The 21,402-nt window shown below is 58.0% G+C and carries 18 protein-coding genes; 12 read left to right on the top strand and 6 right to left on the bottom strand.

Annotation, left to right across the window (positions count from 1 at the left end; genetic code table 11):
- The first annotated feature begins 26 nt into the window (after window positions 1–26).
- Window positions 27–638: a hypothetical protein gene (locus ACR0DB_RS01725; protein WP_480548457.1), complete on the top strand. Its 612-nt coding sequence runs from the start codon at window positions 27–29 to the stop codon at window positions 636–638.
- Between the two features lie 520 nt (window positions 639–1,158).
- Window positions 1,159–1,602 carry a hypothetical protein gene (locus ACR0DB_RS01720; RefSeq protein WP_480548455.1) on the top strand — a complete coding sequence of 148 codons (444 nt, stop codon included), beginning with the start codon at window positions 1,159–1,161 and terminating at the stop codon, window positions 1,600–1,602.
- Between the two features lie 23 nt (window positions 1,603–1,625).
- On the opposite strand, the gene ACR0DB_RS01715 is transcribed toward ACR0DB_RS01720, so the two are convergent.
- Window positions 1,626–2,366 carry an FkbM family methyltransferase gene (locus tag ACR0DB_RS01715; protein WP_237217943.1) on the bottom strand — a complete coding sequence of 247 codons (741 nt, stop codon included), beginning with the start codon at window positions 2,364–2,366 and terminating at the stop codon, window positions 1,626–1,628.
- A 121-nt stretch (window positions 2,367–2,487) separates the two neighbouring features.
- On the opposite strand from ACR0DB_RS01715, the gene ACR0DB_RS01710 reads away from it, so the two are divergent.
- A complete protein-coding gene (locus ACR0DB_RS01710; protein WP_170788864.1) occupies window positions 2,488–3,087 on the top strand; it encodes a superoxide dismutase in 600 nt (199 codons plus the stop codon).
- A 192-nt stretch (window positions 3,088–3,279) separates the two neighbouring features.
- Here ACR0DB_RS01710 and ACR0DB_RS01705 read toward each other — a convergent pair whose 3' ends face one another.
- Complete coding sequence (locus ACR0DB_RS01705) at window positions 3,280–4,026, bottom strand: calcium-binding protein (protein WP_480548452.1); 747 nt, start codon at window positions 4,024–4,026, stop codon at window positions 3,280–3,282.
- Between the two features lie 509 nt (window positions 4,027–4,535).
- On the opposite strand from ACR0DB_RS01705, the gene ACR0DB_RS01700 reads away from it, so the two are divergent.
- A complete protein-coding gene (locus ACR0DB_RS01700; RefSeq protein WP_170770402.1) occupies window positions 4,536–4,988 on the top strand; it encodes a host attachment family protein in 453 nt (150 codons plus the stop codon).
- Window positions 4,989–5,023: 35 nt separating this feature from the next.
- On the opposite strand, the gene ACR0DB_RS01695 is transcribed toward ACR0DB_RS01700, so the two are convergent.
- Window positions 5,024–5,587, bottom strand: coding sequence for an LOG family protein (locus ACR0DB_RS01695; RefSeq protein ID WP_480548450.1), 564 nt, complete (start codon window positions 5,585–5,587; stop codon window positions 5,024–5,026).
- Window positions 5,588–5,713: 126 nt separating this feature from the next.
- On the opposite strand from ACR0DB_RS01695, the gene ACR0DB_RS01690 reads away from it, so the two are divergent.
- The 3 genes from ACR0DB_RS01690 (at window position 5,714) to ACR0DB_RS01680 (ending at window position 9,385) form a co-directional block, all read left to right on the top strand.
- Entirely contained in the window at window positions 5,714–7,069 is a 1,356-nt protein-coding gene (locus ACR0DB_RS01690) for a LysM peptidoglycan-binding domain-containing protein (protein WP_480548448.1), read from the top strand.
- Window positions 7,070–7,147: 78 nt separating this feature from the next.
- On the top strand, window positions 7,148–8,953 hold the full coding sequence (locus ACR0DB_RS01685) for an ABCB family ABC transporter ATP-binding protein/permease (protein WP_480548446.1): 1,806 nt from the start codon (window positions 7,148–7,150) through the stop codon (window positions 8,951–8,953).
- A gap of 36 nt (window positions 8,954–8,989) precedes the next feature.
- Window positions 8,990–9,385 (top strand): DUF2147 domain-containing protein, encoded by a 396-nt coding sequence (locus ACR0DB_RS01680; RefSeq protein ID WP_170788859.1) that lies wholly within the window; start codon window positions 8,990–8,992, stop codon window positions 9,383–9,385.
- 25 nt (window positions 9,386–9,410) lie between these two features.
- On the opposite strand, the gene ACR0DB_RS01675 is transcribed toward ACR0DB_RS01680, so the two are convergent.
- Window positions 9,411–13,199, bottom strand: coding sequence for an efflux RND transporter permease subunit (locus ACR0DB_RS01675; RefSeq protein WP_480548444.1), 3,789 nt, complete (start codon window positions 13,197–13,199; stop codon window positions 9,411–9,413).
- Window positions 13,196–14,428, bottom strand: a complete 1,233-nt coding sequence (locus ACR0DB_RS01670; protein ID WP_480548442.1) for an efflux RND transporter periplasmic adaptor subunit — start codon at window positions 14,426–14,428, stop codon at window positions 13,196–13,198. Before ACR0DB_RS01670 ends, ACR0DB_RS01675 begins: the two co-directional genes overlap by 4 nt.
- A 227-nt stretch (window positions 14,429–14,655) precedes the next feature.
- On the opposite strand from ACR0DB_RS01670, the gene ACR0DB_RS01665 reads away from it, so the two are divergent.
- From ACR0DB_RS01665 to ACR0DB_RS01645, 5 genes are all read left to right on the top strand, one after another.
- Window positions 14,656–15,327: a hypothetical protein gene (locus ACR0DB_RS01665; RefSeq protein ID WP_170788856.1), complete on the top strand. Its 672-nt coding sequence runs from the start codon at window positions 14,656–14,658 to the stop codon at window positions 15,325–15,327.
- A gap of 42 nt (window positions 15,328–15,369) precedes the next feature.
- Window positions 15,370–16,692 (top strand): PQQ-like beta-propeller repeat protein, encoded by a 1,323-nt coding sequence (locus ACR0DB_RS01660; protein WP_480548440.1) that lies wholly within the window; start codon window positions 15,370–15,372, stop codon window positions 16,690–16,692.
- Window positions 16,693–16,740: 48 nt separating this feature from the next.
- Window positions 16,741–18,204, top strand: a complete 1,464-nt coding sequence (der, locus tag ACR0DB_RS01655) for a ribosome biogenesis GTPase Der (protein WP_480548438.1) — start codon at window positions 16,741–16,743, stop codon at window positions 18,202–18,204.
- A gap of 165 nt (window positions 18,205–18,369) precedes the next feature.
- A complete protein-coding gene (locus tag ACR0DB_RS01650) occupies window positions 18,370–19,356 on the top strand; it encodes a fatty acid desaturase (protein ID WP_170770413.1) in 987 nt (328 codons plus the stop codon).
- 76 nt (window positions 19,357–19,432) lie between these two features.
- Window positions 19,433–20,005: a helix-hairpin-helix domain-containing protein gene (locus ACR0DB_RS01645; protein WP_170770415.1), complete on the top strand. Its 573-nt coding sequence runs from the start codon at window positions 19,433–19,435 to the stop codon at window positions 20,003–20,005.
- A 53-nt stretch (window positions 20,006–20,058) separates the two neighbouring features.
- On the opposite strand, the gene serS is transcribed toward ACR0DB_RS01645, so the two are convergent.
- On the bottom strand, window positions 20,059–21,351 hold the full coding sequence (serS, locus tag ACR0DB_RS01640; protein WP_480548435.1) for a serine--tRNA ligase: 1,293 nt from the start codon (window positions 21,349–21,351) through the stop codon (window positions 20,059–20,061).
- Window positions 21,352–21,402: the final 51 nt, after the last annotated feature.

Genomic DNA, 21,402 nt, shown 5'->3' with positions numbered 1-21,402 from the left:
ATGTCTTGTACTGGTGGCCTTTCTTTTTGAGCGCCCAATTAGTCGGTAAAGCCTACTTTGCAGCACAATTTATTGTCGTGCCGTGCTACGTTCTTTTCCCCCATTGCGGGTGCCTGACCTATGCGGTAGCAATAGACGATATATTAATAGTGACGTCGGTAATGAGAATTTCAAAATTACTTGTGTATGGCTTCATTGCCGGTCTGAGCCTGCCAAACTTTGCCACTTCCGAGACATATGCAGAATCGTTTGAATGTGTCTTCGGTAAAGGCCTGGTAAACCGTCCAACACCAACGCGAGTCGTTTTTTCAGTTGATGAAAGTCAACGTTCCGTTGTGCTTCACGAAGTTGAAATGCAGGGAATCAATACTCCGAAAACCTGGGCTTCGATCAACAGAACCAGCTATCGTCTACTTTCATTCAGTTGGTTCGGCGAGCCGTATACGTTTTCCGAAAACGGTCGTCGTACCAGGGTTGGCGACCCCAGAACCAAAGTTCTGGATATTGGGCGTCAAGAATTTTCAATCTTTTTGAATCGCCAGACTATGCGCGCAATTGCGAGTTCAAGATCCAATGTACAGACGTCCCATGATGGCAATGCGAACGGGACCTGCGTTGAGATTGAGTTTTCAAGTTGAATAGCGAAAGGGTTGGCAAGTGAGGCCCAATTCAAGCGCAATTGCTCTCATTGGTGCTTTAACCATCATCCCGGTCGCTTCACTCTCTCAAACTTTCAAAGAGACGTTCGAGTGCGATTTCGGTCCGGGTATTGTCAGCAGCCCTACGCCTCAGCATCTTGTCTTTTCAGTCGATGAATATGGCCGGTCTGCCTATCTTCACGAGGTGCAGCTGCCAAATGTCGATACACTGCCAGGGCACGCCCGCATCAAGCGCGACGGCGTCCGAAACCTGTCAATCGCGTGGTCCGGAAAAGACTATGTCTATTCTGATATAGGGCGCACTCTTTCTTCCGGTGCATCACGCTCAGACGTTGTTGATCTGAAGGATCAGGAGTTCGCGGTTTTCTTGGATCGCAAAAATATGAAAGCGACAGCCCGGTCGGAATCCTACCTAGCTGTATTTTCACGTACCGGTTTCGCAGAGGGGAATTGCAGAGCAGTTCCTACACCAAATTAACCAAATGAAGGAAAAATATAGATGAAAGTTGCACTCGTCGCGCTGGCATTTTCTATCGCCGGAACAATGGCTCAGGCGGAAATTGTAAACTATGACTGTGAATTGCATAGCATGGAAGCGCAGGGCTGGATTCCCCCTCGGGTATTGCTGAGCGTGGATGCCGACAACAAGCGCGCGCGCGCCTACGATGGGGCGATTGCCTCTTACAACGAATACAAAGGCTGGTCGGATGAAAAACCGATGGACACAAAATTCAAGGTCAACCGAAAAGACCAGTATCAGGTGCAATGGAAAGTGACGCTGTCGACCAGCACGACCCAAAAGCTTCGGGTGTCCTACATGGCGCGTCTGGACCCGAAGACAAACAAGTTTGACATGACAGCCCGGTTTCCAATGGTGGACGTTGTAAACCGCCCCAGTGGTGTCGGACGGTGTAAACCGGTTCCCAGTCCGAACCTGTATTGAACGAAGGAACGTCAGATCGGCATTTAGCCGTTCAGAAGGAATGTTTGGAAACCGGTCAGGGCAGGGGCTGAGGTAAAGGACTGCAATCCGACCTCGGCCCCGGTCGCATCCTTGCAGGACTTATAGAATGACAAGAGTTGCGCCAGTGCTGCCATCCTGTCGGCGCGCTGCTCCTCTGGCAACAAAGGCGCGTGGGTCGACAGGTACAGGGCCGGACGGTGTTCCTCCAGAAATGATATCAGGCTGGGCAGCACGGTGAATTCGGCGCCCTCAATATCCATCTTGACCAGTGACACTTGGGACAGGTCATTCACCGCCTGGAATTGATCCCAAGCGATGGTCAGCGCGTCAGTACCATGAGCGCCATCATGCAGCAGCGAGCTGGTGGAATCGCCGGGCTCACCCCGGACTGAGGCCATACGGGCGACGCCGAACTGATCCGACAAGGCCACCCCAAAGGCCGAGACATTGCGGATGTCATTCAGATCCAGGTTCCACGCCAGATAGCGGAACGCCGTGGGATCAGGCTCGAAACACCAGACCTGCCGTGCACGGCGTGCGCCATACAGAACCGTTGGCCCGATCCACGCACCGATATCCAGATAGTCGCGGTCGGGTGAAAGGTGCTCATCCAGAACCGCGAATGTCTCTGGCTCCCACTTTCCTGCAGTTGCCCTGCGCCAGAATTTCGAGTGATAGGGATCCAGGTGAAACGCTTCACCATTCAGGGACCCAGCATAGTACCCGCGGGCGCGGTAAAACATCTTGCGCGCCTGTGTAAGCATCGCGGACCTTTCGGTTTTGTGATCTCTGCCCTTGACCTATGGCCGTTGCCAAAGCATTTAACCTTTGGAACCGCAACAATCATTTCAACAGGGGGCCGAGATGGCTTTTGAACTTCCTGATCTTCCTTATGCACATGACGCGCTGGCAGCCAAGGGCATGTCCGCGGAAACATTGGAATATCACCACGACCTGCACCACAAGGCCTATGTCGACAACGGCAACAAGCTGATCGCTGGCACCGAATGGGACGGCAAGTCGCTGGAAGAGATCATCGTGGGCACCTATGACGCAAATGCTGTCGCTCAGAACGGTATCTTCAACAACATCAGCCAGTTGTGGAACCACAACCAGTTCTGGGAGATGATGGGCCCCGGCGTGAGCGCCATGCCCGGTGAGCTGGAGAAGGCTCTGGTCGAAAGCTTTGGCTCGGTCGACGAATTCAAATCGCAATTCAGCGCTGCAGGTGCCGGTCAGTTCGGCTCGGGCTGGGCGTGGCTGGTCAAGAACGCAGACGGCTCGCTGGCTGTCACCAAGACCGAAAACGGCGTGAACCCGCTGTGCTTTGGTCAGACTGCGTTGCTGGGTTGCGATGTGTGGGAGCATTCCTACTACATCGACTTCCGCAACAAGCGTCCGGCCTACCTGACAAACTTCCTGGACAATCTGGTCAACTGGGAAAACGTCGCCTCGCGGATGTGATCGGCTGACCGGTAGTACTTTTTTGAGGGCCTACTTGCGTAAGTGAGTGGGCCTTTTTCGTTACGTGACGAGTGCTTAAGGTGATAGGGGTTGCCGCAGCAGTTCTTTCGATGACTGTTTGAGCCCAAAGAAGACGTTTGGATCAAGCGCGGCGAATGACTGCATCAATGGTGGTTCAAACGATCTTCCACACTAGGCAAATACGAAATCGTCAGCACTTATTCCGACTACTCCCAGCAGTGTAATTTCGTCTAAGTCTAAAGCGGTGCCATCAAGGTCGATGATCGTGTTACCGTCTATCTCTTGAATATTCAGCGACAAGGAGTCTGTCTCGGCAATACCATAGCCGGAAATGTCCAGTTTATCTTTACCCACTTCAAAGTCATGGACGGTATCTAGCCCACTATTCGGGTTAAAAACGAAACTATCGGCTCCTCCCACGGCCTCGTCAAAGAGAGAACCATCTCCCCAGAGGTCGTCGTTTCCAGCCCCTCCGATAATGATATCGTTCCCTCCGACAGTGTCTCCGTATAGGTTCGGAGCGTCGCCAACGATCAGGTCATCGTCTGCTCCGCCGTTCAGAATATCGTCAGAGCTCTGGCCAGAACCAACTGCCCAATCCGTATCTCCGAACAAATAGTCGCCACCATCACCGCCCGAGATCGTGTCATTCCCATACAGTCCGACGACCACGTCGTTCCCGCCACCCATTTCGGCGACATCGTCCAAGTCAGTGAGAATAACATCCTCGCTGACATCGCTGCCAATAACATGAACCGGAGCCTGTTTTCCCTTGGCGGAAAAAAAATCGAAGTGAGGAACATTCTCCTCTTCAGTGAAAAGGTGATCTATAAAGCTATCGAAGTTCTTTTTTGACGCAAGCACGCCTAAGTCAACTACAGAGCTTTCGCTATCGTTTTTCGGTGGTTTTCGCGGCATTGTATTTCCCTCGAAGATGGAAAGGAATTGCTTCTGCCTGATCTGCCTTCGGCTAACGGTATAGCATCGGTGTGATTGCGTCTACCGGGATTGATTTCGGACGGCCGGAGCTTGAGGGTTTCACGTACCTGTCAAAGTTCAGAAATAGTCTTTGGAAATTTGAGAATGTGGGCTTAAGGCTTTCCTCGAATGGCAGAGATGCCCGCAATGTGAACAATGATTTCCACACATTATGCCGCGCAATCTGCTCTTCGGCTCACGTATTAGCATTTGGATTTGCTTGACGTCTGATCTCTTGCTGACCGGTAATTTCTCGCCGATAAATTCGAATTAATCTGAGTGCGTATTGTACGGGCCACTGTAGTCCCTAGCTATATAGGGCGGAGGGAGAGTACCGCCAATCTATTAAAAACACTCAAGCAGCGCGCCGAAAAACCGTTGGCGCGCAACGAGATACCTATATCCGTTGAACAAGGGATGGTCACATAAAACCATAGCAGGAGATCACGATGGTCGCACTTTCACAGGGAACTTGGATTGTCATCGCAGATGGCGAAAAGGCTTTGTTCATGGAGAATATCACCGATGCCGAAGACCCCAATCTGGTGGTTGTCTCCGTTGAAGAAACCGATGGGGCCAGCAGCAAGCCCTCAGATCGCGCCGGGCGACGGGCGGATGCGGGTCCGAACCAGAAATCTGCCGTTGAAGAACCCAAGTGGAAAGCGCATGCGAAATCCCTGTTCGTGCAGGATGTGGCCAATCTGTTGAACCGCAAGGGGCTGAAAGGCGCGTATCAACGCCTTGTTTTGGTAGCCAGTCCGCATGTTCTGGGCCTGCTGCGCCGCCGCCTTCATGGAGAGGTGCTGAGCAAAGTAGTCGCCGAGGTCGACAAGACGTTGACAAATCATCCGCTCCACAAGGTCGAGCAGGTGCTGATCAATCGTTTGAAACCAGCGACTTAAGCGGAGTTTTGAAAGCAGGTGACGTGGTCGCCTGCTTACCCTATGCTGGGTTCCAACAAATGCCGCAGATTGATCATGGCTGCATCCGGCCCATCGACCCATGTGATGAAATCACCCAGCGATGCATCAGCAAAGCCCTGACCTATGACCTGCTGCAAGAGGTCGTACAACGCGTCCCAGTAGCCATCCACATTTATCACCAGAATGGGTTTGTCATGCAGGCCCAACTGCCGCCAAGTCAGCGCCTCGAACAGTTCGTCCAGCGAGCCGGGGCCGCCAGGCAGCACAACGACCGCATCCGCATTCATGATCATGACCTTTTTGCGCTCATGCATCGTTTCGGTCACGACAAAGCGGGTCAGGTCGGTCTTGCCAACCTCGCGTTGCAGCAGGTGCACGGGGATGACGCCAAACGTGTCACCACCAGCATCCTGCGTGGCGCGGGCGACTTCGCCCATCAGACCTACATCTCCGGCGCCGTAGACCAGTCGCCAGCCCTCTTGCGCCAGCAACTGTCCGAACCGGTTTGCAGCCTGCGCATAAGCCGCATTAACACCATTGCGTGACCCGCAATACACACAGACAGATTTCTGGGTCATTATATAGGCTCTCCGGGGTTGTATCTGGGGTTTTGACCCCTGATAGCGAGATTGATAGATTGGCTCAACCGTCAGGCAGAATGCGTGTAAGTCAAAGCATTTGCGCTGCGGAGTGGAAGGAAAAGAATGGACGATCAGTCTGGACGCGAAAGCTCCGGTACTTTCACCTGGGGGGTGATCGCCGGAATAGTGGTTTTGATCGGGGCGGGCGGGGCCTATCTGTCCGGCGCGTTCGATCCTGTGGCCGAAGACCCTGCTCCACAAGCAGAAGCCAACCCCGAACAACCCGCGCCGACCGAAAGTGCGCAAGCGCCGGCCGCGGTGGAGGAACCGGCTGCGTCCGAAGAACCCGTTGCTTCAACGCAGCCCGAGACGACCGCACCGTCAGAACCGGAAGTGGCTGAGGATGCTGCTCCGGCTGAGGCTGAGCCAGCAACGGAAGACGTGGCCGAGGCCGCGCCTGAGACAATCCCGCCCAGCCTTGATCAGATCTTTGTCGAGCCCGACGGTAATGCGGTGCTGTCGGGCAACGCCGAGCCGGGCTCGGTGGTGCGGGTGCTGCTGGATGGCAAAACGGTTCACAGTTTCACCGTGGATCGCAGCGGGCAGTTTGCCGAATTCGTCCTTATCCCGTTTTCTAGTGCAGCGCGTGGTTTGACGCTTGAAACCGATGGGCAGGATCAGCCCGTGCGCTCGGATGACTACCTGATCGCAGCCTTGCCCAAACCTGTGGTGGAGGCTGAGCCGGTCCAGGATGAACCCCCGGCGACCGTGCAGGAAGACGTTGCGCCATCGGCGGATGAAGGCACACAGATTGCAGAGAACACTGCGTCCGAGGAAGAACAGGCTGCAGAAGCTCCTGAAGAACTCGCGGCGGACGAGCAGATCACCGCAGTGGAACCAGAGCCCAAAAAAGAGGAACCGGAACAGCAGGTTGCAATCCTGCGCTCAGGTGAAGATGGGGTCGAGCTGGTGCAGCCTGCAACACCTCAGGAAGACGCGGATCAGGTAGCACTGGATACGATTGGGTATTCGGACACTGGAGATGTGGAGCTGACCGGGCGCGTGCCGGATGGCTCGGTCGTTCGGCTTTACCTCAACAATAAGTTGGTGGATGACCTGCCGCCTGCCGATGACGGCAAATGGCGTAGCGAGCTGGAGGATGTCGACCCCGGCGTCTATACCCTGCGGGTGGATGAGGTGGGCTCTGACGGTACCGTTGTCAGCCGGCTTGAGACGCCGTTCAAACGCGAACCGCTGGAGGTTCTGCGCGCGGCCGAGGCATCCAACGCGGCCGCCACCACGGCTGAGGCCCCGGCTATCCGATCCGTTACCGTGCAAGAGGGCGATACGCTCTGGGCGATATCGCGGGAACGTTATGGCGACGGTCTGCTGTTTGTGCGCGTGTTTGAGGCCAACCGCAGCGCCATCCGCGACCCTGATCTGATCTATCCGGGGCAGGTCTTCACCATTCCTGAATAATCCTGTACCTCTGGCCCTCTTGGGTCAGGGGCTAATCTCTGACCGCAGTTCTGGTACGTGATGAGACGAGCAGCCCCTATGCTATCCGCAGATAAGCCTGAAACCGACGAGCGACGGTCGGGTTGGCGCACGATCCGTAAGGTCGCGCCCTACCTTTGGCCAGATGATGAGCCTTGGGTGAAACGGCGTGTTGTGATCGCCATGGCCATGCTGGTGCTGGCCAAGGTGATCGCGGTGTGCACACCCATCCTTTATCGCGATGCGGTGGACAGCCTGGCCGGAGACGGCGTGCCGCCGCTGGCGTTGGGGGCCGTCGGCCTGACCGTTGCCTATGGCATCGCACGCATGATGAATGTTGGCTTTCAGCAGCTGCGCGACGCGGCCTTTGCGCCCGTGGGTCAACGCGCCCTGCGCGCCTTGGCGCTAGAGACCTTCCAGCACATACACCAACTGTCGATGCGCTATCACGTGACCCGCCGCACCGGCGGCCTTAGCCGCATTATCGAGCGCGGTGTGAAGGGTGTCGAGTTTCTTTTGCGGTTCCTGCTGTTCTCCATCGGGCCGTTGATACTCGAACTGTTGCTGGTCGCGATCATTCTGATGTGGCTGTTCGACGTGTGGTATCTGGTCGTCGTAGCCGTCACCATCGCGCTTTACATCTGGTTCACCTTTGCCGTGACCGAATGGCGGGTGAAACTGCGCCGGGAGATGAACGATCAGGACACCGAGGCCAATCAACGTGCCATAGACAGCCTGCTGAACTTCGAAACCGTCAAATATTTCAACGCCGAAACGCGCGAAGCTGAACGCTATGATGTGTCTATGAAGGCCTATGCGGGGGCAGCGCTCAAGACGGCGTATTCGCTGGCTTTTTTGAATTTCGGACAGTCGTTCCTGATCACTTGCGGGCTGATCGGGGTCATGGTTTTGGCCGCAATCGGCGTGCAGAATGGAGCGCTGACGGTGGGTGATTTCGTCATGGTCAACGCCTACATGATCCAGATTACCGTGCCGCTGAACTTTCTGGGCACGGTCTATCGTGAGATCCGGCAGGCTCTGGTCGATATGGGGCAGATGTTCGATCTGCTGGAACAACCCGCCGAGGTGACGGATAAGCCCAATGCGCCCGCGCTAAAGGTGACGGGTGGCGAGGTGACGTTGCAGGATGTGCGCTTTGGCTATGACGCAGACCGGGAAATCCTGAAGGGTGTGTCGCTGACCGTACCGGCGGGGCAGACGGTGGCTATCGTTGGGGCGACAGGTTCGGGCAAATCCACCATTGGGCGGTTGTTGTTCCGCTTCTATGACGTGACAGGTGGGGCGCTGAAGATTGACGGGCAGGATGTGCGGGATGTCTCGCAAACCAGCCTGCATTCTGCGATCGGCGTGGTGCCGCAGGACACCGTCCTGTTCAACGACACGATCCGCTACAACATTGCCTATGGCCGCGATGGGGCCACGCAAGAGGATGTTGAGGCCGCCGCAAGGGCTGCGCAGATTCACGACTTCATCGTGACCCTGCCCGAAGGCTATGACACGAAGGTCGGCGAACGCGGCCTGAAGCTGTCGGGCGGAGAAAAGCAGCGCGTCGGGATCGCACGTACTTTGCTCAAGAACCCGCCGATCCTGTTGCTGGACGAGGCGACCTCGGCGCTGGATACAGACACCGAGCAGGACATCAAAGATGCGCTGGCCCGCGCGGGCGAAGGGCGCACGGTTCTGACCATCGCCCACCGTCTGAGTACCATCGCCGAAGCGGACCGGATCGTGGTGCTGGAACAAGGTGAGATTCTGGAGCAGGGCACCCATGACGAGCTGCTGGAACGTCAGGGCCGCTACGCCCAGTTGTGGAGCCGTCAGCAATCGGATGCCCAAGCTGCATAACCTGTTATACTGCCCCCAATGGTTAGAGGTCTGGTGATGCGTATTGCTTTGAAACTGGCAGTTGCCGCAATTGTTCTGAGCGCGATGCCAGCGCTCGCGTCAGATGATCCGATTGTCGGAGTGTGGAAGACTGAACCGGACCGCAAGAACCTAACCTCGCATATCAAGATCACTGCGTGCGGCGACAAATTCTGCGGTCAGATTCTGTCGGCCTATGATTCCTCGGGGAAAGAGGTGCAGACGCCCAATATTGGCAAAAAGCTGTTCTGGGACGTGTCCAGCCAAGGCGGCGGTAGCTATGGCGGCGGTGAGTTCTGGGTGCCGTTGATCAATGTGGACGCGGTACCGCAGATGACCTTGCAGGGCGATACGCTCAAGGTCAAAGGGTGCGAGCATCATATCTGCGCGCACCAGTCCTGGACCCGGTTATAAGGGCTTTCCGGCGGTTGACCCAGTTCTATTCGGCAGCTTTCAGCGGTGGACCAGGCGGATGACCCGGTTTCTGATCGCGGTCATCTGCCGTTGAATCATCCCAAACCATTTCGGACGCTTGCGCCTTACGGGCAGCACGCCGGATCGCGACCTCTTGCGCAAGCGGGCTGTTCTCACCCGCCGTGACGCGCATCAGCAACCGGCTTAGCCACAGGGCGTAGGTCGTGACCCAAACGCGCAGCGCCAGCATCGAGGGCGTTACGATCAGCGTCAGCACCGTTGCAATCCCCAGCCCGAACACAACGGCGGTGGCCAGTTGCTTCCACCACAGCGCAGTGGGGCTGTCGATCGAGTAGCCACCATTGATGAAATCCAGAGACAGCCCGAACATCATCGGTGTCAGACCGGCCATGGTGGTCAGAGTGGTCAGCAAGACAGGGCGGATACGGGATTCGGCGGTACGTATGATCGCCTCGATCCGGGGCATATAGCTGCTGTATTCCTGATAGGTGTCAATCAGAACGATATTATTGTTCACCACGATCCCGGCCAGAGCCACGATGCCCGTCCCGGTCATGATGATCGAGAAGGGCTGCTGCATCACCATCATGCCGATCAGCACCCCGGTGGTCGACAGGACCACCGCCAGCAGCACCAGCACCGAGTTATAGAGCGAGTTGAACTGCGCCAGTAGGATCACGAACATCAACCCCAGCGCCCCCAGGAAGGCATTCGCCAGAAATGCACCGGATTCGGCCTGTTCTTCCTGATCTCCGGTCCATTCCCACGCAATCGCGGGGCCAAAGGGATCGTTATCCAGCCACTCGGTCAGCAGCGCGATGCGTTCGTTCGGTGTCACGGGCCGGTAGGTCGCGGTTTCAGCCTGGGACTGCACCTCTTGCATATCCGCAGCGCCGGTTAGTTGCACGACCTCATAGGTCTTTCCATTGCCACCGTCGATCGTTGACAGCGTAGAGGTCGCATCATCCTGAACCTCGCGGACCAAGGCAAGACGCTTGTCTTCGATGCTCTGTCCTTCGCTGTCGGTCGACATGGCGATCATATCGACCAAACCCGGTTCAACATCCGCTTTCACATCATAGTAACGCTGCTGGTCGACGCGATTGATCTCGGCCAGTTTGGCGACAGGTTGGCGGGTCACAAAGTTAGACAGGGGCACCAGACCGTCCGCTGTGCGCACTTTCAAGGTATCCAACGTTGACAGCACGCGGTCATCTTCGGGCAGTCGGACGCGTATTTCGATCTCTTCATCGACCGTGTCGGGGCGCATTTCGCCCAGCAGTAGGCCGCGGGTCACAAGCTGAACCATGGCACCGACGGTCGCCACATCCGCGCCAAACCGGCCCGCTTTGGCAACGTCCACGTCGATCTGCCAGTCGATACCGGGCAGGGGCAGGGTGTCTTCGATCTTGATCAGCCCCGGCGTTTCGTCAAACACTCCGCGTGCGGTTTGCGTGGCAGCAGTCAGCTCAGGCCAACTGTCGCCCTTCAGGCGCAGGTGTACCGGCTTGGCCGAGGCCGGGCCCTGTTCCAGTGGCAGAATCTCGACCACGATGCCGGGAATGGTAGCCAGTTCGGCATTCAACTCGTCCAGAACGACATCGCCGTCAAACTCTGGCGCGATGGTCTGACGGTCCAGCAGACCAAACAGGATTGGCTCGGAAATGGTTGGGCGATCCTCCCATGGGATGATCTCGAACTGAACGCGGCCCACGGTGTCAGCGGGGGCCTGCGCGCCGCCATTGTTCTGCGTCAGGCCACCTTCTCCAGCGAAAGAGAACACATTGACCACGGCGGGGTGCGATCCGATGATCCGTTCGGCATCTAGAACCATCTGGTCCATTTCAGCCAGGGATATGTTGCCACGGGCGCGCACATAGGCAGTGGCTTGTTCGGGTTCGTTTTCGACAAAGAACTCGACCCCGCGATTGTTGTTGCCATAGGCGATCATGACCATGACAACAGCGGCACTTACGACAAGAATCGACACCACCGGCATGATCGGATTGCCGACTAGAAACTTAATCACATGGCCAAAGCGAGTGTGTTCGCGGGCGGTGTGCACATGCGGGTCCGGCGCGCGTTCAATCCGAGCGGCGCTGAGCGTGACAGAGCCGGCAAACGCCCCCAGCGTGAACAGGATGGCCCCGAATACCAAACCGCCCGAGCTGCCAGCAGGCATCAGATAGGCCGGGTTCAGGACCTGCATGGCCCCCAGAAAGATCAGCAGCAGTGCAGGCGGTACCAGCGCGACACGTGCGCGCCATGACAAACGGGCACGCAGCCAATCTGCGGCATGGTCGAACACACGGCTCAGACGGCCAGATACGCCGCCCATCACGGGTAGGTAGATCAGCGCAACGATCAGTGAGGCAGACAGAACAAAGATCAGCGTGACCGGCAGCATGCCCATGAACTCACCCGGTACGCCGGGCCAGAACAGCATGGGCAGGAAGGCACAGAGTGTGGTCGCAGTAGACGACACGATAGGCCAGAACATGCGTTGCGCCGCCTCGACATAGGCATGCATGGGCCCGACGCCATCTTTGATGCGCTTGTCAGCATATTCCACCACAACGATCGCGCCATCGACCAGCATCCCCACCGCAAGGATCAAGCCAAACATCACGATGTTGGAAATACTGACGCCCATAACGGCAAGGAAGGCAAAACACAGCAGGAATGAGGTCGGGATCGCAAACCCCACCAACAGCGCCGCCCGCGTGCCCAGCGAGGCCAGAACGACGATCATCACCAGCGCAATCGCCGTCAGGACCGAGCCTTCAAGCTGGCTGACCATCGAGCCAACGATGCGGCTCTGATCGTTCGAGGTGCCCAGTTCGATCGTGGCGCGCATCTGGTCGGGCCATTTCGCCTGAGCTGTGGCAATGGTCTTTTTGACGTCCTCGACCGTGTCGATCAGGTTGAAGCCCTTGCGCTTGACCACTTGCAAGGCGACCGTGGATTCGCTGTTAAACCTTGCGGTGCCTTCGCGGTCTTCGAAAGTGTAGTTGATCTGCGCCAGCTCGCCCATGGTCACGACCCGGTCGCCATTGACCTTGACCGGCAGGTCGTAGACATCCTGCGCCGTTTTGAACGACGAGGGGATCTTGACCGAGAATGTACCCTGTGCGGTTTCGACCTCACCTGCGGCGATCAGTTGGTTGTTGTTCTGAACGACGTTGATCAGTTCTGCTGCGGTGACGTTGTAGGCCTCAAGACGAAGGGGGTCGATGATGACCTCCAGCAGTTCGTCCCGATTGCCCGCGATACCGGCCTCAAGAACCGAATCCATCGCTTCCAGATCGTCCTGCAAGTCCTTGGCGACGCGCGCCATTGTGCGCTCGGGTACCGCGCCGGTTAGGTTGACGATGACGATGGGGAATTCGGAAAAGTTGATCTCGGTCAGCGAATATTGCTCGGCCCCTTCCGGAAATTCGGCCTGAGCGCTGTTCATCGCATCGCGCACATCCGCCATGATGGCGGTCTTGTCCCAGCCAAAATCAAATTCCAGCGCGACCCCGGCATAGCTTTCGGCGGCGGTCGAGGTCATCTCTTTCAGACCATCAAGATCGGCCAGCTCGGTTTCCATCGGCTTGACCAACAGATTCTCAGAATCTTCTGCCGAGATGCCGGGGAACTGAACCGAGACGAACAGGGCCGGGATCTCGATATCCGGCTCGCCTTCTTTGGGCAGACCAATATAGGCATAGCCGCCAATCACCAGCGAGATGGCGATAAAGGCCAGGACCATCCGGGCCCGGCCAGCGGCCCAGCTGACGATTCCGGTCATTCGGTCAGGTTCCTGTAGGTGGGGGCGACTTTCACACCCGCAGTCACAAATTCCTGCCCGATCACGATGATATCCACCGTTTCAGGCAGGCCATCGACCCAGACACCTTCGGACGTGTCGCGCAACAGTTGGATCGGCTGGAAGGCGACAATGTTGCCCGCCGCAATGGTGCGCACACCAACCTGCCCCTCACGGCTGAGGGTCAGGGCCGATTGCGGCAGCAGGTGCGCCTTGGTGCCTTCGGACGCGATACGAATATCCGCCGTCTGGCCATCGCGGATTGTCAAATCAGGGTTGGGGACGGTGATTTCCACCTCGAATGTCCGGGTAGTTTCGTCCGCGGACCGGCTGAGAAAGCTGACCCGGCCAGCCACCTGAAGGCCTGTAACCAGTTGCGCCGTCGCCTCAGACCCGACAATCACGCGGTTGACCTCTGTCTCGGGTACAAAGCCCACCAGCTTAATCGGGTCAAGCTGAATCACTGTGGCGCATAGCGAGCCGGGCAGCATCAGACTGCCAAGTTCGGCAGTGTCGCTTTCCAGTAGGCCTTTGAACGGGGCCTCGATCGTTTGACGGTCGATCTCGCGCCGGGCCGCTTCGACCTCTGCAATGGCGGCTTCGATACCGGCGCGCGTGGCTTCCAGACCGGCCTCGGCAGTTTTGATACCCGCCTCGGCGGTGCGCATGGCGGCCTGACTGGCAACCCGCCGCGTTTCCGACCCAAAGCCAGTTTCCGACAGTCTTTGCGCGGCGGTTAGGTTGATCTCGGCCTCGGCCACCAATGCGTGGGCTTCTTCCAAGCGGGCTTCGGCCTCAGGGATGCGGCTTTCGGCCTCAAGCTTGGCGGCCATCGCCTCGGCCAGACTGGCCGGGCGGGTGCCGGGATCCAGTTCACACAGCAAATCCCCGGCCTCGACAAAGGTGCCTTTGCGCTTGGGTTCCGAGATAACGGTCGAGGTGGTTTCAGCCAGAACTTCGACCTGACGATTGGCTTTTGTTTGGCCCCGCAGCGACACAGCGCTGTCAATCTCGCGTGCGACTGAACGCAGGGCAACCACGTTGACGGCGGACTTGTCCGAAGCACCTGATGTTGGTTCAGGCGACTCGGTTGCGCTTGTTTCGTCGGCTTCGGCCCGCCCTGCGAATGCAAACAACGCATCGCGCTCGAACACCAGCAGGAACAGTGCGACTGTTACCAGAACCGCATTTACCAGCGAAATCAAGCGCATAAAGGGTTTCTCCCAGAAATTTTCGCCAAGATGGTGTTGACGCACGTACTTAAATGTGGGGCCGATTATGCAGCTTTTCCACGCTAAACTGAATAGTTTGGTTCACTTTTTTCCGCAAGCCTGTGCCGCCTAGTGGGAAATGTGCGAATTCGGACCCTTGGCTTGGCAAATGTGGCGGGTTATGACATGGCGCCATACACCACGGATTACAGCCCCGGAGGGCAGGGATGAGCGACACCGACAGTTTCATTGATGAGGTGACCGAAGAGGTCCGCCGGGACCGTCTTTACCTGCTGCTGCGGCGCTGGGGCTGGGTCGGTGTGCTGGCCGTGGTTCTGATCGTCGGCGGCGCGGCCTTCAACGAGGTGCGTAAGGCGCGGGCAACCGGACAGGCCCAGGATCTGGGCGACTCGATTCTAGCGGCTCTGGCGTTAAACGACTCGGCGGAACGTGCTGCTTCCCTGTCGGAGGTTGAGGCGGCGGCGCCGGGTGGAGATGCAGTCCTGAATATGTTGCTGTCGGCGTCCCAGGTTGAAGCCGGGTCCGAGGCGGATGCGGTTGCAAGTCTGAACACCATTGCGGTGCAGGGGGACCTGCCTGAGATCTACCGGGCGATTGCGGCTTTTAAAGCCTTGTTGCTGCAAGCGGATAGCCTGCCCATCGCAGACAGACGCCAGCAATTCGAAGCCTTGGCTGCGCCGGGTGCGCCGCTGCGCTTGCTTGCGGAGGAGCAGTTGGCGCTGCTGGATGTGGCTGAAGGCAATGTCGACGCGGCGATTGCGCGGTTGCAAGCGCTGCGCCAAGATGCCGAGATCGGTGTTGACCTGCAACAGCGTGCTGCGCAACTGATTGTAGCCCTTGGGGGTGAACCCGAACCGCTGATAGCCCGGCAGGGCTAATCCGGGGCGGAACACATATTGGACAGGCGAGTGCGCAACATCATGGTAACAAGTCTATTTTCCCGCGTCGGAGCGTCGGTCGCAGTTCTTTCCTTGACAGTACTGGCTGCCTGTCAGGAAGCCGAGGTGATCCTGGTCGGCCCCCGTGAGGATATCCGCCCCGCTGCGGATTCCGAGGCGGTTGAGACACGTGGAGCCAAACCGATCAGCCTGCCGGCCCAGCAAGCTAATGTAAGCTGGCCGCAAAGTCCTGGCACAGCGGCGTTCCGCACCACGCATGCGCAATTGCGCGCGAGTCCGCAACGGGTATGGTCGAATTCCATCGGTAAGGGGGATTCGCGCAAACAGCGCATCACAGCCGAGCCTGTCGTAGCAGGCGGTTTGATCTACACTCTGGACTCTGGCGCCAACGTCACCGCGACATCCGCACAAGGCGCAACTGTCTGGAGCGTTAATCTGATCCCTGCACAGGATGGTGACGCGGACGCCACAGGCGGTGGCTTGGCCTATGCTGATGGTGTTTTGTATGTGTCATCTGGGTTTGGTCGCCTTACCGCGCTGGATGCCAGAACCGGCGTAACCCGCTGGCAGAAACGGTTGAACGCCACCGGCAGCGGCGCGCCTTTGGTGAATGGCGGCTTGCTGTATCTGGTCGCCGGGGATGAGACCGGCTGGGCCGTGGATGTCAAAGACGGGCGGATTGCTTGGCAGATTCAAGCCACGCCGAGCGTCGGAAACGTCCTGGGTGCGCCCGCTCCGGTAATCGCGCAGGAATTTGCCGTGTTCGCCTTTGGCTCTGGCGATGTGTCGGCCACGTTCCGTCGTGGCGGCATCCGCCGCTGGAACGCCTCGGTGGCCGGTGGGCGCCGTGGACGCGCGGCGGCGCAGATCGTTGATGTCACCGGTGGCCCGATGGTGGTGGGCGGCACGATTTATATTGGGAACCACTCGGGCCGCACCGTGGCCTTTGACGCGGATTCCGGTGAGCGAAAGTGGACCGCCGATGAAGGCGCAATTGATACGGTTTGGCCTGCGGGCAACAGCATTTTCCAGGTCAGCGACCGCAGCCAGCTGATCCGTCTGGACGCAGCGACTGGTCAGGTAGTCTGGGCGCAGGACTTGCCAGGCTTCGTAAAGGACAAACCCAACCGTCGTGGTCCCATAGTGGCTCATTACGGCCCGATTCTGGCCGGAGGGCGCATCGTAATCGCCTCGAATGATGGCTACCTGCGCTTCTTTAATCCCGTCGATGGCGCGCTGGTCAACCGGGTCGAGGTCCCCGGCGGGGCCACCACTGCACCCGTCGTGGCGGGGCAGACCTTGTATGTCGTATCGACCAAAGGTGATCTACACGCTTTCCGTTGACGAAAAGATGCGCTAAAGGGCGCGTCTGAGTCTTGAAAGTTGAATGTCATGTCACTGACCCTCGCCATCGTGGGGCGCCCGAATGTGGGCAAATCCACCCTTTTCAACCGCCTTGTGGGCAAACGTCTGGCCTTGGTCGACGACCAGCCCGGCGTGACGCGCGACCTGCGCGAGGGCGAAGGGCGTCTGGCCGATCTGCGTTTTACCGTGATTGATACCGCCGGGCTTGAGGACGCCACCGATGACAGCCTGCAGGGCCGGATGCGTCGCCTGACCGAACGTGCAGTGGACATGGCCGATGTCTGTCTGTTCATGATAGACGCACGCGTGGGCGTGACGCCGACCGATGAGCTTTTTGCAGATATCCTGCGCAAACGCTCGAAACATGTGATCCTTGCGGCGAACAAGGCTGAAGGGTCAGCCGCGGATGCCGGTGTGCTTGAGGCGTATAACCTTGGCCTTGGCGAACCCGTCCGACTGTCGGGCGAGCATGGCGAGGGGATGACGGACCTGTATACCCAATTGATGCCTCTGGCTGATGCAGCCGAGGAGCAGGCCGTCGATGACGCCCCCCAGACCGATATCGAACTGGATGAGGATGGTGAGGGCGAAACCCCTCTGATCACCGCAGCTAAGCCGTTGCAGGTGGCTGTTGTAGGTCGCCCGAACGCGGGAAAATCTACGTTGATCAATAAGATCATGGGCGAAGATCGTCTACTAACCGGCCCCGAGGCCGGGATCACCCGCGACGCGATCAGCCTTCGGGTAGACTGGGCCGACCCGGATGGCGACAGCACGCCGATGCGGATTTTCGACACGGCAGGCATGCGTAAAAAGGCCAAGGTGCAGGAAAAGCTTGAAAAGCTCTCGGTTTCCGACGGGTTGCGCGCGGTGAAGTTCGCCGAGGTCGTGGTAGTTCTGCTGGACGCAGCAATTCCATTTGAGCAGCAAGACCTGCGTATTGCCGATCTGGCCGAGCGCGAGGGACGGGCCGTCGTTATCGCGGTGAACAAATGGGACATTGAAGAGGACAAGCAGGAGAAACTGCGCGACCTCAAGGAATCCTTTGAACGTCTGCTGCCGCAACTGCGTGGTGCGCCCTTGATCACCGTATCTGCAAAAACGGGCCGCGGGCTTGAGCGGCTACGCGCGGCCATCCTGCGTGCCCATGATGTTTGGAACCGCCGCGTGCCGACGGCTGCGCTGAACCGCTGGCTGACCGCAATGCTGGAGCAGCACCCGCCACCAGCGCCGCAAGGCCGCCGAATCAAGCTTCGCTACATGACGCAGGCCAAGACCCGCCCGCCGGGCTTCGTGGTGATGTGCTCGCATCCCGACAAGATGCCCGAAAGCTATAACCGCTATCTGATCAATGGCTTGCGCGAGGATTTTGACATGCCCGGTACGCCCATCCGCCTGACATTGCGCGGCCAGGGCGACAAGAACCCCTACAAAGGACGGCGTAAGAAAAACGCCGGTGCTTTGGCCAAACATCTCAAAGGGCGCGCGTAACCGCGCCAAATCGCAGCATTTTCGGCTGAGGGGCGTGACAGGCCCCAAACTGCACGCTAGCATTCACTGGCGTGCATTTGTTTTCGCGCGTGCGGGTTGCATGTGAGAATTCCACGCTTAATTTCAAATTGATATTAAACCGGGCCATCGTGAGGGGCGGGATGGATGGATCTAAGAGAATACACGCGACAATATGCGGTGCAGGACAACCGGCTGGCGGCTCTCAGTTATTTTGGGACTTTCGCGGTGTATTTTGCATCGCTTGCGCTGGCCATCGCTTATGTGGATCGCTGGTATATTATGGTCCCCGCCGGGATTGTTTTCGCATTTGCCGCCGTGCGCCTGTATGTCTTGCAGCACGATTGCGGCCACCATTCCCTTTTCGAAACACGTCTACAAAATGAATGGGCCGGGCATGGGCTGTCACCTTTCACCTTTGCCCCGTTCGAAGTGATGAAGCAGAACCACAATCTGCACCATTCCGGAATCGGAAACCTGGAACATCGCGAAACCGGTGAAATTCACACGATGACAGTGCGCGAGTGGACTAAGGCGGACTGGAAAACCCGTTTGTTCTATCGCCTTTACCGCAATCCGTTCATCCTTGTCCCAGTGGGCGCATTGTTCACCTATTTCATCCGTTATCGCTGGCCCAAGAACACGATGCGGTTCGGTGTGACCGGTGTCGTTCTGCACAACCTGTCTATCATCGTGTTTCTGGGGCTGCTGTACCTGATAGCGGGCAGTACCGGCATTCTGGTGTGGCTTGTCTTCTCTTTGTTGGGTGGGATGCTGGGCGTATTCCTTGTATATCTCCAGCATAATTTTGAGGATACCTATTGGGATCGGCGTCCTGACCTGGACCCTAAACTGGCGGCTTTGCAGGGGTCGTCCGCATTGGATTTCGGTTGGTGGTTCGACAACGCGGTGGCCTGCATTACGTTGCATGACATCCACCATTTCAACGCGCGTATTCCGTCTTATCGACTGCGGGAATGTCACTACAACCTACCGCCCGAATACACGCCGCGGCGGATCAAGTTCCCCGAAGCGGTGGCGGCATTGAACCTCAAACTGTGGGACGAAGACGCCAAACGCCTGGTGCCGTTCCCAAAGAAACGACAAACAGCCAACTTGGCCCATAGCAGTTAGGTCTGGGATCATACGGCTTGCGGATCTGTATATTCAGTGTATATACATCTGCTTGGAGATACAGAAAGGACAAGGAATGACCTCAGTGACCGACGTTAAAGGTGTGGGCGAAGCGTTAGGACAAGCGCTTACGGCAAACGGTTTTAGAACCGCAGAAGCCATCGCCAAGGCAAGCCCTGCCGATCTGGTCAAGGTCCCCCGAATTGGTGTCGCGCGTGCGCCGCTGCTGATCGCTGCAGCGAAAGAGGCGATTTCGACCAAACCAGCCGTCAAGCCGGCTGCCACCAAGCCAGCCGCACGCCGAACATCGACGCGCAAACCGGCGGCGCGTAAACCGGTCGCGCGCAAGACGGTGGCCGCTGCCGAAAAAACGGCTGAGGCGGCGGCCCGCAAAGCGGCCGAGGAAAAAGCAGCCGCAGATGCCGCCGCAGCCAAAGCACGGAAAAAAGCCAAGGCCAAAGCCAAAGCGGAAAAGGCCGCCAAAAAACGCGCCGAGATGGAGGCCGTGTTCTCGAAAGCCAAGGACAAGGTGAAGGCAAAGGCGAAGAAGGACAAAAAGTCCAAAAAGGACGACAAGTCCAAGGACAAGAAGAAAAAAGACGACAAGAACAAAGACAAGAAGAAAGAAAAGAAAAAGGCGAAGAAGTAACCCTTCCTCGCCTTTGAGATTTGCGAACCGGCGGCTGTGGCGCGCCGGTTTTCTTATGCCAAGCTGCCGTCCAGTTGCAGTGTCAGCTTGCCACCTAGATAGGGAGCCAGCACCTTGGGCAGGGTGACGGTGCCGTCGGCGTTCTGGCCGTTTTCCAGCACTGCAATCAGGCAACGCCCCACCGCCAGACCCGAGCCGTTCAGCGTGTGGACATATTCCGGCTTACCCCCGCCTTCGGGACGAAAGCGTGCGTTCATGCGACGAGCCTGAAAGTCTCCACAAGTCGAGACCGAGCTGATCTCGCGGTACGTATCCTGACCGGGCAGCCAGGCTTCGATGTCATAGGTGCGGCGCGCGCCAAAGCCCATATCGCCGGTACACAGGATCACGGTGCGATAGGGCACGCCCAGCTTTTCCAGAATCCCTTCGGCGCAGCGCAACATGCGCTTCTGCTCGTCGTCGGAATTGTCCGGATGTGTGACGGAGACCATCTCGACCTTCTCGAACTGGTGCTGACGCAGCATCCCGCGCGTATCTTTGCCGGCAGAACCGGCCTCGGACCGGAAGCACAGCGAATGCGCGGTATAGCGGCGGGGCAGGTAGCTTTCTTCGATCAGCGTGTCGTTGACGATATTGGTCAGCGAGACCTCGGACGTCGGGATCAGCCACCAGCCTTCGCGCGTCTGATAGCTGTCTTCGCCGAATTTCGGCAGCTGACCAGTGCCCTGCATCATTTCCGACAGAACCAGAACGGGGCCGTTGACCTCGGTCAGGTCGTTCTCGTTGATATGCGTGTCCAGCATGAACTGCGCCAGCGCGCGGTGGATGCGTGCGACGCCGCCGGACAGCAGCACAAAACGCGAGCCTGACAATTTCGCGGCGGTCTCGAAATCCATGCCGTTTTGAACGGCCTCAATCTCAAAATGCTCTTTTGGGGCAAAGTCCATTTCGCGCGGGGTACCCCAACGGCTCACCTCGACATTGTCGTTCTCATCGGCACCTTCGGGCACATCCTCGGCCGGCAGGTTGGCGATGCGGATCAGTTGATCCGTCAGCAGAGCGTCCAGATCCTTGGCTTCGGTCTGCATTTGGGCGATCTCGGCCTTTTTCTCGGCGACCAGCGCGCGGAGGCGTTCGAATTCCGCCTCATCACCGCGCGCCTTGGCGGCGCCGACCTCTTTGCTGGCCTTGTTCTGTTCGGCCTGAGCGGTCTCAGCCGCCAGAATTTTCGCACGGCGGCTTTCGTCCAGCCGAAGCAGGTCCGACGACACCGGCGCGTCCCCACGGCGCGCAAGGGCGGCGTCGAAGGCGGCGGGGTTTTCGCGAATGGCGCGGATGTCGTGCATGTCTCAGATCCTTGAATGCGTGAATCACTGAGACCGCTTATGCACCATCTG

The sequence above is a fragment of the Ruegeria sp. AB6 genome, assembly GCF_056542685.1.
Note: the sequence above shows the minus strand (reverse complement) of the source record. Positions and strands in the feature narration are given on the sequence as shown.

Bases quoted from the DNA above. Each gene is read 5' to 3' on its own strand.
- ACR0DB_RS01720 (WP_480548455.1), top strand. From the start codon at position 1,159: ATGAAAGTTGCACTCGTCGCGCTGGCATTTTCTATCGCCGGAACAATG.
- ACR0DB_RS01715 (WP_237217943.1), bottom strand. From the start codon at position 2,366: ATGTTTTACCGCGCCCGCGGGTACTATGCTGGGTCCCTGAATGGTGAA.
- ACR0DB_RS01710 (WP_170788864.1), top strand. From the start codon at position 2,488: ATGGCTTTTGAACTTCCTGATCTTCCTTATGCACATGACGCGCTGGCA.
- ACR0DB_RS01705 (WP_480548452.1), bottom strand. From the start codon at position 4,026: ATGCCGCGAAAACCACCGAAAAACGATAGCGAAAGCTCTGTAGTTGAC.
- ACR0DB_RS01700 (WP_170770402.1), top strand. From the start codon at position 4,536: ATGGTCGCACTTTCACAGGGAACTTGGATTGTCATCGCAGATGGCGAA.
- ACR0DB_RS01695 (WP_480548450.1), bottom strand. From the start codon at position 5,587: ATGACCCAGAAATCTGTCTGTGTGTATTGCGGGTCACGCAATGGTGTT.
- ACR0DB_RS01690 (WP_480548448.1), top strand. From the start codon at position 5,714: ATGGACGATCAGTCTGGACGCGAAAGCTCCGGTACTTTCACCTGGGGG.
- ACR0DB_RS01685 (WP_480548446.1), top strand. From the start codon at position 7,148: ATGCTATCCGCAGATAAGCCTGAAACCGACGAGCGACGGTCGGGTTGG.
- ACR0DB_RS01680 (WP_170788859.1), top strand. From the start codon at position 8,990: ATGCGTATTGCTTTGAAACTGGCAGTTGCCGCAATTGTTCTGAGCGCG.
- ACR0DB_RS01675 (WP_480548444.1), bottom strand. From the start codon at position 13,199: ATGACCGGAATCGTCAGCTGGGCCGCTGGCCGGGCCCGGATGGTCCTG.
- ACR0DB_RS01670 (WP_480548442.1), bottom strand. From the start codon at position 14,428: ATGCGCTTGATTTCGCTGGTAAATGCGGTTCTGGTAACAGTCGCACTG.
- ACR0DB_RS01665 (WP_170788856.1), top strand. From the start codon at position 14,656: ATGAGCGACACCGACAGTTTCATTGATGAGGTGACCGAAGAGGTCCGC.
- ACR0DB_RS01660 (WP_480548440.1), top strand. From the start codon at position 15,370: ATGGTAACAAGTCTATTTTCCCGCGTCGGAGCGTCGGTCGCAGTTCTT.
- der (WP_480548438.1), top strand. From the start codon at position 16,741: ATGTCACTGACCCTCGCCATCGTGGGGCGCCCGAATGTGGGCAAATCC.
- ACR0DB_RS01650 (WP_170770413.1), top strand. From the start codon at position 18,370: ATGGATCTAAGAGAATACACGCGACAATATGCGGTGCAGGACAACCGG.
- ACR0DB_RS01645 (WP_170770415.1), top strand. From the start codon at position 19,433: ATGACCTCAGTGACCGACGTTAAAGGTGTGGGCGAAGCGTTAGGACAA.
- serS (WP_480548435.1), bottom strand. From the start codon at position 21,351: ATGCACGACATCCGCGCCATTCGCGAAAACCCCGCCGCCTTCGACGCC.